Origin of the sequence: Paraburkholderia phytofirmans, assembly GCF_046028095.1 — a bacterium.
Classification (GTDB): domain Bacteria; phylum Pseudomonadota; class Gammaproteobacteria; order Burkholderiales; family Burkholderiaceae; genus Paraburkholderia; species Paraburkholderia phytofirmans_A.
Window position 1 is genome coordinate 674,297 of record NZ_JAQQDJ010000001.1, and the last position, 16,087, is coordinate 690,383.

Below are 16,087 nucleotides of genomic sequence, written 5' to 3' on the forward strand. Positions count from 1 at the left end.
GCAGCGGCGTTTCTACAAGCCTAATTCCCATCGCTCGACCGTCAGGTCCTTGCCGAAACGGCGCTCAGCCGCCGTGCCGGCAAGCCTGAACCCGGCGCGCTGGCACAGGCGCCGCGGTTGTTCGAGCGACGCGGCCGTCGTCAGTGTGAGCTTCGTATAGCCCGCACGCTTCGCGAAACGCACGCTTTCGCTCAGCAACTGCGTGCCGATGCCCAGCCGTTGCACATCCGGCTCGACCCACAGCAGTCGCACCCCCGCCACCGTCGTCGATACGCCAACGATGCACACCGAGCCGACCACCATCCCTTGCTGATCGGCGACCCAGCACATCTCCCGCACCGGATCGTTGCGTTGCGTGTAATCGGCGACCACCCGCGCCAGCAATCCCTCGAACGTCGGATCCCAGTCGTATTGCGCGGCGAACCATTGCGCCTGCCGATGCACGAGCCAGCCGCATTCACCAGCGCGCGGCTGACGGAGCACCACGAGTTCGTGCCTGGGTTTGTCGCCGAGCAGCCGCTCGATGAGCTTCATCGCGGCGATCAGCTGATCCTGCGAGAGGGCCGTGAGGCCGGAAAGCAGGAGCGACACTTCTTCGATCGCCGCGCTATCGAGCGGAGCGTACGCGGCGTGGCCGCTGTCCGTGAGCGCGATCAGCGACTGGCGCGCGTCCGTCTCGGACGGGCGGCGCGTGATCAGGTCGCGTCGTTCGAAGCTCGTCAGCAGACGGCTGAGATAACCGCTGTCGAGACCGAGGGAACGCCCGAGCACCGAGGCCGTTTGCGCGCGTTCACGAGAGAGCTCGTGCAGTACGCGCACCTCTGTCAGTGAGAACGCGCTCTTTGCCAGGTGCTCGTGCAGCGCGCCAATGTGGCGGGTATAGAAGCGGTTGAAATGGCGGACGGCCTGAGCACGCCGCAGCGTCTCGGAATCAGTCAAATGCTGCTCCCAGGGGATTTTTATAGCTTGCTACTCAGCACTATATTGGAACGCACCCCTTTACAAAAGCCACGCCGGTAAAGGCCTGATCGGCACTGGTATTAAAAAGGTATCGATCGCCGCCTGGTTGTCAGCGCATTGAAACTCCGTTTGAGCCGGCTGGAAGGCATCCCGAAGCCCAATACGGGTAATTCCTGGGCTCCAAAAAACCCTCTGCAAAGCCTCCACGTGCCCTTCAAAGTCTTATTCAGCAAGGCTTTGCGCTTGGTTATACCAGCATGGAACCAGTTGGTTGACTGGTATTATGTTGGTTATATAATGGGCTCTCATTTTTCGTAGGCCTATCTTTTCGCGAAGGCCGCCAGAGCCCCATGGAAACTCGCTGGTCCGCACTGATGCCTGACGCCCGCAACGTCACGCCGCTCTATTTGCAGCTCGCGCGCAATCTTGCGACAGCGATCCACTGCGGCGTGTGGTCGGCGGGTGAGGCGCTGCCCTCGGAGCGCACGCTCTCGGACGCGATCGGCGTGTCGCGCATCACGGCGCGCAAGGCGATCGAGCTGCTGGTCGAGCAAGGTTTGATCAGGCGCGCGCGCGGCGCGGGCAGCTTCATCACGCCGCGCGTCGAAGACCCGCTGTCGCGGCTCACCGGTTTCACGAAGAAGATGCAGCAGCGCGGTTTCCGGCCGGACTCGGTGTGGCTCGAGCGCGATATCCGCGCCGCCAACCGTGACGAACTGGTGCACCTCGGCCTGTCGCCCGGCGCGGCGGTGACGAGTCTGCGGCGCCTGCGGCGCGCCGACGGCATCGTCATGGCGGTCGAGCATTCGGCGTTGCCGGCGGCGATCGTGCCCGACCCGCATGCCGTCGGCGATTCGCTTTACAGCTATCTCGAACAACGCGGCGCCGCAGTCGTGCGCGCGTTGCAGCACTTCCGCGCGGTCAACGCTTCGAGCGAGATCGCTTCGTTGATGGATATCGAACCGCGCTCGGCGCTGCTGGTCATTACCCGTATCGGCTATAGCGCCGATCAGCGCGCAATCGAACTTACCGATACGTATTGCCGCGACGACTACTACGACTTTGTCGCTGAATTGCGCACCTGAGCTGACCGGCTGAGCCCGTGCGCGCAGCCAGCAAGTTCAGGTGCGGCGCAGAAAAAGCGCCGTTCAGCGACGCCCCGTATCACGCCTCACCAGAGAGACTCATGCTGACCGGAAACATACTCACCACCGATGGGTGGATTCACGGCACGCTCGAATACGAAAACGGCCGCATCACGGCGCTCACCGGCGAACGCGTCGATCCGTCGACCAACGACGCGCCGTACATCCTGCCCGGCTTCATCGATCTGCACGTGCATGGCGGCGGCGGCTCCGACGTGATGGAAGGCGGCAGCGCGATCGAAACCATCACGCGCACGCATGCGCGTTACGGCACGACCAGCCTGCTCGCCACCACCATGACCGCGCCGCGCGACGAGCTGATGGCCGTCGTTGCGGAACTGGGCAACAACGCGCGCATCCGCACGCCCGGCGGCGCGCGCGTGCTCGGCGTGCATCTGGAAGGGCCGTACATCAACCCCGGCAAGCTCGGCGCGCAGCCGGACGCGGCGGTCTCGGCGGTGATGGACGAAGTGCTGAAGTATCTGTCCATCGCGCCGATTCGCGTGGTCACGCTGGCGCCGGAAATTGCCGGCCACATGGAGATCATCTCCGAGATGGCGGCGCGCGGCGTGCGCGTGCAGCTGGGCCATTCGCTCGGCACTTACGACGACGCCGTCGCCGCGCTCAAGCATGGCGCGTGCGGCTTCACGCATCTGTTCAACGCCATGTCGCCGCTGCACCATCGCAATCCCGGCCTCGTGGGCGCGGCGCTCGCCCACGCCGAGTTCGCCGAAATCATTCCCGATCTGCTGCACGTCCATCCGGGGGCGATCCGCGCTGCGTTGCGCGCGATTCCGCGTCTCTATGTGGTCACGGACAGCACCTCGGCCACCGGCATGCCCGACGGCGAATACCGCCTTGGCAGCCAGCATGTGACGAAGTGCCTCGGCGGCGTGCGTCTCGCCGACGGCACACTCGCCGGCAGCACGCTGACCATGGATCAGGCGCTGCGCAATCTTGTGTCGATCGGCTTGCCGATCGCCGATGTATCGAACCGTTTGTCGCGCTACGCCGCCGACTACCTGGGCATTGAAGACCGCGGCCGCATCGCGCGCGGTGCATGGGCCGATGTGGTCGTGTTCGATCGTGAACTGGCGTTGAGTGCGACTTACGTCGAAGGAGAAGCAATTGTCGAATATGCTTAAAGAGGCGCTGGCGTCCGCTGAAACGGTCGCCGCGCAACTCTCGGATACCTCGCGCGTCGAGGCATTGGCGGCGAAGCTCGCACAGCAGCCGCGCCATGTCGCGCTGACGGTCGCGCGCGGCAGTTCCGATCACGCGGCGAGTTACTTCGCCAGCCTGACGATGAGCCGCCTCGGCGTGCCGGTCGCCTCGCTGCCGATGTCGGTCGCCACGCTGCAACAGGCGCCGCTGCAGGTGCGCGATCAGCTCGCGCTGGCGTTCTCGCAATCGGGCAAGAGCCCGGACCTCGTCGGCACGATGGAAGCATTGCGCCAAGCGGGCGCGTTGACGGTGGCCGCCGTGAACGTGTCGGGCTCACCCTTGGCCGACGCGTGCGAATTCGAGTTGCCGCTCGTCGCCGGTCCCGAACTCAGTGTCGCGGCCACCAAGAGCTATATCGCGATGCTGTCGATCTCCGCGCAGCTCGTCGCGCATTGGCAGAAAGATGCTGAACTGCTTGCCGCGTTGAAGACGCTGCCCGAAGCGCTGCGTGCTGCCGGCAAGCTCGACTGGTCGGCGGCCGTGGAGGAATTGCGCGGCATCGAGCGGATGATCGTGATCGGCCGCGGCCTGGGTCTCGCCATCGCGCAGGAAGCCGCGTTGAAGCTGAAGGAAACTTCCGGCATTCAGGCCGAAGCGTTTTCGAGCGCGGAAGTGCGTCACGGTCCGATGGAACTAATCGATCGCGACTATCCGCTGCTGGTCTTCGCACCGCGCGGACCCGAACAGGCCGGTTTGCTGCAACTCGCGCGCGACATGAAGGCGCGCGGCGCCCGCGTTCTGCTCGCGGCGCCCGCCGACGTGCCGGAAGCCACGCTGCCGCTCGCCACCACCGCTCATGCGGCGCTCGATCCGATCGCTGCAATCCTGTCCTTTTATGTGATGGCCGCCGGCCTTGCCGCCGCGCGCGGGCGCAATCCCGATGCGCCGCGCCATCTCAACAAAGTCACCGAAACTCACTGACGAGAAATCAGATGCGACGTGTCGAGGAGTCCCGCTTGATGAGCCATTCTGAAGGCCATATTGTTTTGCTCGCGCCCATGACCGGTCCGGTCGTGCCGCTCGCGAACGTGCCCGACCCCGTGTTTTCGGGCGGCATGTTCGGCGACGGTATCGGCGTCGATCCGCTCGAGGGCCGACTCGTCGCGCCGTGCGACGGTACTGTCACCCATCTCGCGCGCACCGGTCACGCCCTGACGCTGGCCACCGCTGAAGGCGCCGAGATTCTGCTGCATATCGGTATCGATACGGTCGAACTGAACGGCAAGGGTTTTGCGCCGATGGTCGCTCAAGGCGCTCATGTACGCGCCGGCGACGTGCTGATCGAGTTCGATCAGGATCAGGTCGCGCTGAATGCGCCGAGCCTCGTGTCGGTGATCGCGATTGCCAATTCGGACGCGTTCGAGATCGTCGAACGCGTGCAGGGCGGCTTGCTGAAGGCGGGGGAAACACCGCTGCTGGTGCTGCGCGCGCGTGGCGGCGTGGCCGCCGAGGCGTCGCGCCAGGCGAGTGCAACGAACGTGACGGAAGAAGCCCGTCAGCAAGTCACGCTGGTTCACGCAGGTGGTCTGCATGCGCGTCCGGCGGCACGCGCCCGTGAAGCGGCGCGCGGCTTTGATGCACGCGTCGAGGTGCGTTACGAAGGACGCAAGGCCGCGATCGAAAGCGTGGTCGGTTTGCTTGGCCTCGGCGCTGGAGAAGGCGCGACCATCGAGTTGCTCGGAGTGGGTCCGCAAGCCGCGGCCGCCGTGGCTGCAATTGCTAACGAACTGACACGCGAAGCGCACGGCGAAGTCGAAGAAAAGCCGGCACGTCAAAGCTCGCCCGCGCCGCAAGCCGTCGCCCGTCCGGCGGGCGAGACGCTTGCACCGAATACGCTCGCCGGCGTCTGCGCGGCGCCGGGCGTTGCGGTCGGCAAGCTGGTGCGCTGGGACGACGCGGACATCGATCCGCCCGAAAAGGCCAACGGCACGTCGGCCGCGGAAAGCCGTTTGCTCGACAAGGCGATTGCCACCGTCGATGCGGACCTCGACACGACGGTGCGTGACGCCTCGCAACGCGGCGCAGTTGGCGAAGCGGGTATTTTCTCGGTGCATCGGGTGCTGCTCGAAGATCCGACGCTGCTCGACGCCGCGCGCGATCTGATCAGCCTCGGCAAGAGCGCCGGCTTTGCGTGGCGCGAAGCGATCCGCGCACAGATCGCCATCCTGACGAATATCGAAGACGCGTTGCTTGCGGAACGTGCCGCCGATCTGCGCGACATCGAGAAGCGCGTGCTGCGCGCACTCGGTTATACGAGTGCAACGGCGCGCACGCTGCCCGAAGAAGCTGTGCTCGCGGCTGAAGAGTTCACGCCGTCCGATCTGTCCACGCTGGATCGCTCGCGCGTCACGGCATTGGTGATGGCACGCGGCGGCGCGACCTCGCACGCGGCGATTCTCGCGCGTCAGGCGGGCATTCCCGCGCTGGTGGCAGTCGGCGACGCGTTGCATGCGATCCCCGAAGGCACGCAAGTGGTGGTGAACGCCACGACCGGCCGCCTCGAATTCGCACCGACCGAACTCGACGTCGAACGCGCGCGTCTGGAGCGCACGCGTTTGGCCGATGTGCGCGAATCGAACCGCCGCACATCGCAGCAAGCGGCAGTCACGTCCGATGGCCGCGCGATCGAAGTCGCCGCGAACATCGCCACGCTCGACGACGCGAAAACCGCCGTCGAAAACGGCGCAGATTCCGTGGGCCTGTTGCGCACCGAACTGTTGTTCATTCACCGCGCCGCTGCGCCGACCACGGACGAACATCGTCAGAGCTACCAGGCAATCGTCGATGCATTGAGCGGCCGCACCGCGATCATCCGCACGCTGGATGTCGGCGCGGACAAGGAAGTCGACTATCTGACGCTGCCGCCCGAACCGAATCCCGCGCTCGGCTTGCGCGGCATCCGTCTCGCGCAAGTGCGCCCGGATCTGCTCGACGATCAGTTGCGCGGCCTGCTGGCGGTGCAGCCGCTCGGCGCCGTGCGCATCCTGCTGCCGATGGTGACCGACGTCGGCGAATTGATCCGCATCCGTAAGCGTATCGACGAATTCGCGCGCGAGGTGGGCCGGACGGAACCGATCGAAGTCGGCGTGATGATCGAAGTGCCGTCGGCGGCGTTGCTGGCCGATCAACTGGCGCAACACGCAGATTTCCTCTCGATCGGCACCAACGATCTGACGCAATACACACTCGCCATGGACCGTTGCCAGGCCGACCTCGCCGCGCAAGCGGACGGCTTGCATCCGGCTGTGCTGCGCCTGATCGCAGCGACTGTGCAAGGCGCGAGCAAGCACGGCAAGTGGGTCGGCGTGTGCGGCGCATTGGCGGGCGATCCGCTCGCCATGCCGCTGCTCGTCGGCCTCGGCGTAACCGAGCTTTCGGTGGATCCGGTCTCGGTGCCGGGCATCAAGGCGCGGGTGCGCAACCTCGATTATCAGCTGTGCCGTCAACGCGCCCAGGATGCCCTGGCGCTCGAATCGGCGCAGGCGGTAAGAGCAGCAAGCCGCGAAACCTGGCCTTTGGACTGAACCCCACACGGTCCGCAGCCAGCTTCGCTCGATCATCACTCATAGGTACAAAACTCAACGACGCCCTTCAAAACGGCGTTCAACAAGAGACAAGGATTGGAGGTATCAATGGATGGGAATCCGTTTCTGAAGATTCAGCGCCTGGGACGCGCGCTGATGCTGCCGATTGCGGTGCTGCCGGTTGCCGGCCTGCTGCTGCGCCTCGGCCAACCCGATGTGTTCAACATCAAGATGATCGCCGACGCCGGCGGCGCGATTTTCGACAACCTGCCGCTGCTGTTCGCGATCGGCGTGGCGGTCGGCTTCGCGAAAGACAATAACGGCGTGGCGGGTCTGGCGGGTGCGATCGGCTATCTGATCGAAGTCGCGGTGATGAAGGACATTAACGACAAGCTCAACATGGGCGTGTTGTCCGGGATCGTGGCGGGTATCGTCGCGGGCTTGCTGTACAACCGGTACAAAGACATCAAGCTGCCCGACTACCTCGCGTTCTTCGGAGGGAAACGCTTCGTGCCGATTGTCACGGGGGTGGTCTGCCTCGTGCTCGGCATAGCGTTCGGCTACGTGTGGCAACCGGTCCAAGCCGTGATCGATACGGCCGGCCACTGGCTGACTACCGCGGGCGCGCTCGGCGCATTCGTGTTCGGCGTGTTGAACCGCTTGCTGCTCGTCACGGGTTTGCATCACATCCTCAATTCGCTGACGTGGTTCGTGTTCGGCACGTTCACGCCGCCGGGCGGCGCTGCGGTGACGGGTGACCTGCATCGCTTCTTCGCGGGCGATCCGACTGCGGGCACCTTCATGACGGGCTTCTTCCCGGTCATGATGTTCGGCCTGCCGGCCGCGTGTCTGGCGATGTTCCATGAAGCACCGAAGGAGCGCCGCGCGGTGGTGGGCGGTTTGCTGTTCTCGATGGCGTTGACCTCGTTCCTGACGGGCGTGACCGAGCCGATCGAATTCAGCTTCATGTTCCTCGCGCCGGTGCTGTACGTGATCCACGCGTTGTTGACGGGCATCTCGCTCGCCATCTGTTCGGCGCTCGGCATTCACCTCGGCTTCACGTTCTCCGCAGGTGCGATCGACTACGTGTTGAACTACGGCCTGTCGACTCGCGGCTGGTGGGCGATCCCGATCGGCCTCGTCTACATGGTGGTGTACTACGGTTTGTTCCGCTTCTTCATCCGCAAGTTCAATATGGCGACGCCGGGCCGCGAACCCGCTGCTGCCGATGAACAGGTCGACTCGTTTGCCGCGGGTGGTTTTGTTTCGCCGGTCGCCGGTGCGGCTGTGCCGCGTGCACAGCGTTATATCGCTGCGCTGGGCGGCGCGTCGAATCTGTCAGTGGTGGATGCTTGCACGACGCGTCTGCGTTTGTCGGTGGTCGATTCGAATAAAGTCTCCGAAAACGAGCTGAAGACGATCGGCGCGCGTGGCGTGCTCAAGCGCGGCTCGACCAATGTGCAGGTGATCATCGGACCGGAAGCGGACATCATCGCGGACGAAATCCGCACGGTGATCGCGCAAGGTGGTGGTGATGCGGTGAAGCCGGTGGCTGCTGCTCCGGCTCAGGTTGTAGCGGCTGCGCCAGTTGCGGGCTCGGGTGCTCAAGGCAGCGGTCCGCTCGACCCCGATCCGCTGCGCTGGCTCGCCGTGTTCGGTGGCGCGGGCAACGTGGTGTCGCTGGATGCGATCGCGGCGACGCGTTTGCGCATCGTCGTGCGCGATCCGTCGGCGGTCGATCGTCAACGTCTCGCGACGCTCGATACGGCATGGATTTCTGCTGACACGTTCCACATCGTCGTCGGCGACGCAGCGCAACGCTACGCTGACAAGCTGGCGACTCGCACGACGCAAAGCGGCGGTGCAACGCCTTTGCCTGCATGACGCATTGCTGAACGAAGGAGCGGCTCGCGCCGCTTCGCATTTGCTTACGCTGCAATAAAAAAGCGGGACCTTGAATCATTCAAGGTCCCGCTTTTCTGTTTACCGGCCGGTGTTAGCCGACAGATGCAGTCCTAGTGTTTCTTCTGCGTGCTTATTGCCGACGCCTGGCGCGACTCCAGCCACATCACGTTGATTATGCCGAACGCCAACGCCACGCCGATCCCGAGAATCCAACTGAAATACCACATCGCAAACTCCTGTTGAGCCTATAGCCGGTCAATACATCGTATGGTGATTTTCTTCGAGCGCCGCGGCGGTCACCTTGCCGCGCATCACGCGATACACCCAACTCGTGTAGATCAGGATGATCGGCAGGAAAATGATCACGGCGATCAGCATGATCTGCAGCGTCATGCGGCTCGAGGTCGAATCCCACACGGTGAGGCTGCTGCGGCCGTCGAGCGAGGAGGGCATGATGAACGGAAACATCGAGAAGCCCGCCGTCAGAATCACGCCGATGATCATCAGCGAGGTCGACAGAAACGCGCTCTTTTCAAATCGTGAGCGTGCGAGCAAGGTGGCCAGCACGCCGCCCACGAGACCCGCTACCGGCGCGCTCACCATCCACGGATAGTTCGCGTAGTTGGTCAGCCACAGCCCCGGTGCGCCGATCACGTTTTTCATCAACGGATTGGCGACCGTGTCGAGCGGCGGGGCGTCGATCACCTGATAGCCGCCGATCATCGTGGCGATCAGCGCGCCGGCAATCAGGAACAGCACCACGGTCGCGAATGACGCAATTCGAAGCGCCAGCGAAGCGCGTTCGGCGACAATGTCGTCCGCTTTCATCTTGACGAAGGCGGCGCCGTGCGCGGCCAGCATCGAGACGCTGACGAGGCCGCACAACACCGCGAACGGGTTGAGCAACTCGAAGAAGCCGCCGTGATAGGTGACGCGCAGGTCGGTATCGAACGAGAACGGCACGCCTTGCAGCAGGTTGCCGAACGCGACGCCGAACACCAGTGCCGGCACGAAACCGCCGACGAACAACGCCCAGTCCCATGCCGTACGCCAGCGCGGGTCTTCGCGTTTGCCGCGATAGTCGAAGCCGACCGGCCGGAAGAACAGTGCGAACAGCACCAGCAGCATGGCGAAATAAAAGCCGGAGAACGACGCCGCGTACACCAGCGGCCACGCGGCGAACATTGCGCCGCCCGCCGTGATGAGCCAGACCTGATTGCCTTCCCACGTCGCGCCCACCGTGTTCACGACGATGCGCCGCTCGGCGTCGGTCTTGCCGATGAACGGCAGCAGAATCGCCGCGCCCATGTCGAAGCCGTCGGTGAGCGCGAAGCCGATCAGCAGCACGCCGATCAGCACCCACCAGATCAGTTTGAGGGTTGCGTAATCCATGATGATCTTTTCCCTTGAAACTCAGTGGCGGCGAATCATGCGGCCGTATTGGTCGGCAGCGGCTGATTCAGCGGCTGTTGTTCGTGGTGATAGCGGCCCGTGTGCAGCGACGAAGGCCCGAGCCGCGCGTACTTGAACATCAGCATGATTTCGATGATGAACAGCACCGTGTAGAACACCACGAAGCCCGCGATACTCAGATACAGGTCATTCGGCGTCAGGCTCGAAGCCGACAGGTTGGTCGGCAGGATGCCTGCAATGGTCCACGGCTGACGGCCGACTTCAGCGACGATCCAGCCGAACTCCGCCGCGAGCCAGGGCAGCGGAATTGCCCACACGGCCCAGCGCAGGAACCAGCGGCGCTTCTCCAGCAACAGCGAGCGTTGCGCGCAGAACCAGAACGCCAGCACGAAGGTGGCGAGGAACAGGATGCCGAGGCCTACCATCAACCGGAACGAGAAGAACACGGGCGCTACCGGCGGGATTGTTTTCTTCGCGGCCTGGGTGATCTGATCCGGCGTGGCGTCGGTGACATTCGCGGTGAACTGCTTGAGCATCAGGCCGTAGCCTAGATCCTGCTTGTGCGCGTCGAAGGCGGCTTTGGCTTCGTCGGTGATGTCGCCTTGTTTCAGCTTCTGCAGGGCGGCGTAGGCCAGCATGCCGTTCTTGATACGCACCTCGTTGCGCGCCATCAAATCCTTCAGACCGACCACGGGTTCATCGAGTGAACGTGTGGCGATCAGGCCGAGCGCGTACGGAATCTTGATGGCGTAATCGGTGCGTTCTTCCTTCTGATTCGGAATCCCGATGATCGTGAACGGAGCCGGGGCGGGCGCGGTTTCCCATTCGGATTCGATAGCGGCGAGTTTGACTTGTTGGACTTCGCCGGTGCGGTAGCCGGATTCGTCGCCGAGCACGATCACGCACAACGTGGATGCCAAACCGAAACCGGCGGCAATCGCGAACGAGCGCAACGCAAATTCAGTGTCGCGGCGCTTCAGCAGATACCACGACGACACGCCGAGCACGAACATCGACGCAGTCACGTAACCAGCCGACACGGTATGCACGAACTTGACCTGCGCGACCGGATTGAACAGCACGGAGAAGATGCTGTCGAGCTCCATGCGCATGGTCTGGTAGTTGAAGGTCGCGCCGACCGGATTGTTCATCCAGCCATTGGCCACCAGAATCCACAGCGCCGAGAGGTTCGAGCCGAGCGCGACGAGAAATGTGACGAACACGTGCTGGACCTTCGAGAGCCGCTTCCAGCCGAAGAAGAACAACCCGACGAAGGTCGATTCGAGGAAGAACGCCATCAGGCCTTCCACCGCGAGCGGCACGCCGAAAATGTCGCCGACATAGTGCGAGTAGTACGACCAGTTGGTGCCGAACTGGAATTCCAGCGTGAGGCCGGTGGTCACGCCCATCGCAAAGTTGATGCCGAACAGCTTGCCCCAGAACTGGGTCATGTCCTTGTAGATCTGCTTGCCGGTCATCACATAGACCGACTCCATGATGACGAGCAACCAGGACAGGCCGAGCGTGAGCGGGACGAACAGAAAGTGGTAAAGCGCGGTGATGGCGAACTGGAGGCGCGACAGTTCTACGACTTCGCTAACGGGCATGTTGATCACCTTGGGACGGATGCGAGGCAGGCACGGACAACAGCGCCTGCGCGACTTGCTCAGGCGGGAGCGACATGTGCTCCGCCTGCGGATGATTGAAGAATGTGTATTTGAGCGCCATCAGCAGTACGAATTTGATGGCGAGGACGATGGCGATATCCCGCGCCAGCGTCGGACCGCGCACCCAGCCGTGGAACCGTTGGCGCAGGCTCCGGCGGCGAGTGGTTTTGCGATTGAGGACTAGGGTCATGATCGGTAGAAGGCAACTTCACACCGGTGAATCCGGTTGGCGCCAGGCCGCCTGAGCTGTCTGACGAGTGCATCCCGATTCTAGGACTAGATCCTCGCGCGCAACCGCTCGGCGCTGCGGCATTGGGTCGCGAGACTTGGCCCGTTCAAGCAGTATTGCTATCTGGTTTGTGATACGTCAAGAAACGCGTTTGCCGCGCTCATGTTCTTGCGTCAATGCGCGTGTGCGTGAAAACGCCGCGGCGTGGGCGAAAAAAACCCCGCCGTCTTGCGAGGGCGGGGTTTGGCGGCTTTGCTGCCGCGCCGGGCGAACCGGCATGCTGACAATCTTCAAGTGTTAAGCGTATTCAGTGAGCGCGCCGCGCATTTTCTTCATTGCGCTGGCCTCGATCTGGCGAATACGTTCGGCCGACACGCCGAACTCGTCGGCCAGTTCGTGCAGCGTGGAGCCGCCCGAACCGTCGTCTTCCACCTTCAGCCAGCGTGCCTCGATGATGCGGCGGCTGCGGGCGTCGAGTGCGTCCAGCGCGCTCGCGATACCGTCGCTTTGCAGCCTGTCGCGCTGACGCGAAGCCAGCACGGCAGTCGGTTCGCTATGCGAGTCGGCCAGATAAGCGATCGGCGCGTACGCTTCTTCACCGTCTTCGACCTGACCTTCCAGCGCGATGTCGCCACCGGAGAGGCGCGTTTCCATTTCGGAGACTTCTTCGCGCTTCACGTTCAATTCTTTGGCCAGATCGTCGATCTGGTCTGGCGTGAACGCGCCCAGCCCTTGCTTGTGGCTGCGCAGATTGAAGAACAGCTTGCGCTGCGCCTTGGTGGTGGCGACCTTCACCATCCGCCAGTTGCGCAGAATGTATTCATGGATCTCAGCCTTGATCCAGTGCATGGCGTACGACACGAGGCGCACGTTCTGCTCCGGATCGAAGCGCTTCACGGCCTTCATCAGACCGATGTTGCCTTCCTGGATCAGGTCGGCGTGCGGCAGTCCATAACCCAGATAGTTGCGCGCGATCGAAACGACCAGCCGCAAATGCGACAGCACGAGACGGCGCGCGGACTCGAGGTTGTCCTGCTCGCGAAATTCGGTGGCGAACTGGCGTTCTTCCGCCGGCGTCAGCATCGGAATCCGATTAACGGCCTGGATGTAGGCGTCGATATTGCCCAGTTGACCGGGCAGCAGCGAGGAATGCGAGAGCGCCAGCGCACCTGCCGAAGCGGCCTTAGCCGACGACGGGCTCAAAGTACTCGGAAGGGTCATTGCATGGCTCACGTAGGAAACTCCTTTGGAATCAGACAAAAGCGTATTCAGGTAACGACTCCAGCGTTGGATGTTAGCACTCTGATTTGCCGAGTGCTAATACTTAGAGGACGTAGGGGCATCCGAGTTCCGTAAATTCCTATTGAAATTCACGTTTCAATAGCCATTAGACACCTCCCTCGGTATTTTCAAGGGGACGCGTAGTATTTACCTAACGAATCGCCTTCACCGTCATAAATGCCCGACTTTTGCCAATTTTGCAGTGACTAATTGCGGAAATTCGGCTTTCTTCATACGATCCACCAAATTGAGATTGACCTTAGAATACGCAAAACAGTTACAGATTGTTCAACGTTCGACGGAGCTCGGGTGTTAGATGAACAACAAAAAGAATGCTTTGCGTGGTCTGGCTCTAAAAATCTTCGCCGGATCGTTGATGTTGGGGGCTTCGGGATTGGCGTCGGCCGATCAGTGGGGCGTGCAGGTTGCTGGCGGTCTTGGCGACCATCACGTACGGAAGCTCGATCTGGGGGTGGTCTGGGACCCCAATCTGACCTGGTGGCAAATCGGCGACTGGCATTTCGCGCTGATCGGCGAAGCGCACGTGGCCTGGTGGCACACCGACGAAAGTGACGAGCACCGCAATATCGGCGAATTCGGCGTGACGCCGTTTATCCGCTTCATTCGCGGCACGGGCTCGATCCGTCCGTTCGTGGAAGCGGGCGCCGGCGTGCGGCTTCTTACGCATGCCCGCATCTCTTCAGACTACACCTATGCCACGGCGTTCCAATTTACGCCGACAGCCGGCGTGGGCGTGCAGTTCGGCAGCCACCAGCAGTACCAGGCGGGCTACCGCTTCCAGCATGTTTCCAATGGCGGTATCAAAGAGCCGAATCCTGGTATAAATTTCCACCAGCTATATCTGCAATATAACTTCTGACAACCGTGGCCACGTCGGCTCACCGGTGCGAGGGGCTGAGCGATGGCGGCAAAGATAATCGAAGCGGTTCGCGAGCTCGAGCGAGAGCGCTTTCGTGCGATGGTCGACGGCGACGGACCATCGCTCGATACCCTGCTCGCGGACAACGTGAGCTACGTTCACACGAACGGCAAACGGGAGACGAAACGGCAGTTTATCGATGGGATTACCGCGGGCCGCCGCCGCTATCGGCAGATCGAGATCCAGTCGCAAGAGGTGCTGCCGGTCGGGCGCGAGACCTGCGTGGTGACTGGGCGCGCGCTGATTGAAATGGAAGCGAACAACGGAGCGCTGCTGTTTCCGATCGCCTATACGGCGATTCATACGTTGGAAGACGGCAATTGGCGCCTGATTGCCTGGCAGGCCACGCGTTGCGCAATCGAGTGAGCCTTTTGAGCTCACGCCGTCCGGGCCGGCCGCGCCTTGTGAGCGGGCCGCTCCGGTTGACGCTAGCGCTCGGGTAGCGCGCTTGTGCGTCGTGCTTGCGTCGTTTTGCGTCACCTCGGCCTGATTCTCAGGCTGCGACGCTCTCCTGATCCACACCGCTCCATTCGCGACGATCCGCCACGCCAATTTCAGCCGCTATGGGCTCTTGTGCCGCGACGCCTTGTCGCTCCGCGTTCGTCGCCCGCATCACCGCCTCGCCCGCATACGGATGCCGCGGATGCACCGGCAACTGATTGCAGCGCTCCACCACGCGCCGAACCGCCTCCATATCCGAGAAGTCGAGCCCAATATCGACGCCTTGCGTAGCCAGATTCATCGCCAGCGCGACGAGATCGACGTTGCCGGTCCGCTCGCCGTTGCCGAACAGGCAGCCTTCGACACGGTCCGCGCCTGCCAGCAGCGCCAGCTCCGCGGCAGCTACCGCGGTGCCCCGATCGTTATGCGGATGCACCGACAGCACGATGCTGTCGCGATAACCGAGATTGCGGTGCATCCATTCGATCTGATCGGCGAAAACATTCGGTGTCGCCGCCTCCACGCTCGCGGGCAGGTTGACGATCATTTTGTGATCGCGCGTGGGCCGCCACGTCTGCGCGACCGCGTCGCACACCTCGCGTGCAAACGGCAATTCGGTGGTATTGAAGGTTTCCGGCGAGTACTGGAAAGTCCAGTGCGTGCCGGGCCGCGCCTGCGCATGCTCCTTGATGATTTGCGTGCCTTGCACGGCCAGCGCCTTGATCTCGGCCTTCGACTGATTGAACACGATTCGCCGGAACGACGGGCAGATCGCGTTGTACAGATGCACGATGGCGCGCGGCGCGCCATCCAGCGCCTCGAACGTGCGCGCAATCAGTTCCGCCCGCGACGGCATGAACACCTCGATGGTGACGTCGTCGGGAATGCGCTTTTCCTCGATCAGCTTGCGGACGAAATCGAAATCCGTTTGCGACGCCGACGGATAGCCGACCTCGATCTCCTTGAAACCGATGGCGACCAGCATCTCGAAGAACTCGAGCTTTTGCGCGGCGTTCATTGGCTCGATCAGCGCCTGATTGCCGTCGCGCAGATCGGTGCTCATCCAGACCGGCGCCTGGTCGATCGTGCGGCTCGGCCATTTGCGGCCGGTCAGACGTACGGCGGGGAAGGGGCGATATTTTTCAGCGGGGTTTTGCAACATGGTGAGCCTCGTTCGTTGGGTCGTCTGCGAAAGGGTGTGGCCGGGAGCGGTTGGCGGACTGCCACGGATGCACGGTCCGCCAGCCGGTGGCTAGCGGCAACAACGAACGGGCGCGAACGAACGGCGTCATCGTGACGGCGAAAACGGACGTGGATAAAGCCCATGCGACGTGCATTTGATCCTCGTGCTTCGTCCG

General features: G+C 62.8%; 13 protein-coding genes and 1 pseudogene. 7 read left to right on the forward strand and 7 right to left on the reverse strand.

What is annotated here, in order from left to right:
- Positions 1–12: 12 nt before the first annotated feature.
- Positions 13–939, reverse strand: a complete 927-nt coding sequence (locus PQR54_RS03115; RefSeq protein WP_408244025.1) for a bifunctional helix-turn-helix transcriptional regulator/GNAT family N-acetyltransferase — start codon at positions 937–939, stop codon at positions 13–15.
- Between the two features lie 371 nt (positions 940–1,310).
- Between PQR54_RS03115 and PQR54_RS03120 the strand changes: the two genes are divergently transcribed.
- From PQR54_RS03120 to nagE, 5 genes are all read left to right on the forward strand, one after another.
- Positions 1,311–2,045 carry a GntR family transcriptional regulator gene (locus tag PQR54_RS03120; RefSeq protein ID WP_012431623.1) on the forward strand — a complete coding sequence of 245 codons (735 nt, stop codon included), beginning with the start codon at positions 1,311–1,313 and terminating at the stop codon, positions 2,043–2,045.
- 101 nt (positions 2,046–2,146) lie between these two features.
- Complete coding sequence (gene nagA / locus PQR54_RS03125; RefSeq protein ID WP_106302154.1) at positions 2,147–3,250, forward strand: N-acetylglucosamine-6-phosphate deacetylase; 1,104 nt, start codon at positions 2,147–2,149, stop codon at positions 3,248–3,250.
- Entirely contained in the window at positions 3,243–4,250 is a 1,008-nt protein-coding gene (locus PQR54_RS03130) for an SIS domain-containing protein (protein WP_408244246.1), read from the forward strand. Before nagA ends, PQR54_RS03130 begins: the two co-directional genes overlap by 8 nt.
- A 38-nt stretch (positions 4,251–4,288) precedes the next feature.
- Positions 4,289–6,853: a phosphoenolpyruvate--protein phosphotransferase gene (gene ptsP / locus PQR54_RS03135; RefSeq protein ID WP_408244026.1), complete on the forward strand. Its 2,565-nt coding sequence runs from the start codon at positions 4,289–4,291 to the stop codon at positions 6,851–6,853.
- Between the two features lie 108 nt (positions 6,854–6,961).
- Positions 6,962–8,737 (forward strand): N-acetylglucosamine-specific PTS transporter subunit IIBC, encoded by a 1,776-nt coding sequence (gene nagE, locus PQR54_RS03140; RefSeq protein WP_408244027.1) that lies wholly within the window; start codon positions 6,962–6,964, stop codon positions 8,735–8,737.
- Positions 8,738–8,868: 131 nt separating this feature from the next.
- Here the strand turns inward: nagE and cydX are convergent, their stop codons facing one another.
- The 5 genes from cydX to rpoH form a co-directional block, all read right to left on the reverse strand.
- A complete protein-coding gene (gene cydX, locus PQR54_RS03145) occupies positions 8,869–8,985 on the reverse strand; it encodes a cytochrome bd-I oxidase subunit CydX (RefSeq protein ID WP_408244028.1) in 117 nt (38 codons plus the stop codon).
- 28 nt (positions 8,986–9,013) lie between these two features.
- The gene (gene cydB / locus PQR54_RS03150) at positions 9,014–10,150 is read right to left on the reverse strand and encodes a cytochrome d ubiquinol oxidase subunit II (RefSeq protein ID WP_408244029.1); all 1,137 of its coding nucleotides are present in this window, start codon (positions 10,148–10,150) and stop codon (positions 9,014–9,016) included.
- A 35-nt stretch (positions 10,151–10,185) separates the two neighbouring features.
- Complete coding sequence (locus tag PQR54_RS03155; protein WP_408244030.1) at positions 10,186–11,778, reverse strand: cytochrome ubiquinol oxidase subunit I; 1,593 nt, start codon at positions 11,776–11,778, stop codon at positions 10,186–10,188.
- Entirely contained in the window at positions 11,768–12,028 is a 261-nt protein-coding gene (cydP, locus tag PQR54_RS03160) for a cytochrome oxidase putative small subunit CydP (RefSeq protein WP_012431632.1), read from the reverse strand. Before cydP ends, PQR54_RS03155 begins: the two co-directional genes overlap by 11 nt.
- Positions 12,029–12,364: 336 nt before the next feature.
- The gene (rpoH, locus tag PQR54_RS03165; protein WP_408244031.1) at positions 12,365–13,300 is read right to left on the reverse strand and encodes an RNA polymerase sigma factor RpoH; all 936 of its coding nucleotides are present in this window, start codon (positions 13,298–13,300) and stop codon (positions 12,365–12,367) included.
- A gap of 364 nt (positions 13,301–13,664) precedes the next feature.
- Between rpoH and PQR54_RS03170 the strand changes: the two genes are divergently transcribed.
- Together PQR54_RS03170 and PQR54_RS03175 are read left to right on the forward strand one after the other, a co-directional pair.
- On the forward strand, positions 13,665–14,228 hold the full coding sequence (locus PQR54_RS03170) for an acyloxyacyl hydrolase (RefSeq protein WP_408244032.1): 564 nt from the start codon (positions 13,665–13,667) through the stop codon (positions 14,226–14,228).
- 42 nt (positions 14,229–14,270) lie between these two features.
- Positions 14,271–14,654: a nuclear transport factor 2 family protein gene (locus tag PQR54_RS03175; RefSeq protein ID WP_408244033.1), complete on the forward strand. Its 384-nt coding sequence runs from the start codon at positions 14,271–14,273 to the stop codon at positions 14,652–14,654.
- A gap of 193 nt (positions 14,655–14,847) precedes the next feature.
- Here the strand turns inward: PQR54_RS03175 and PQR54_RS03180 are convergent.
- Positions 14,848–15,891: pseudogene (locus tag PQR54_RS03180) on the reverse strand (2-isopropylmalate synthase); the annotation flags it as partial.
- Between the last annotated feature and the right edge of the window lie 196 nt (positions 15,892–16,087).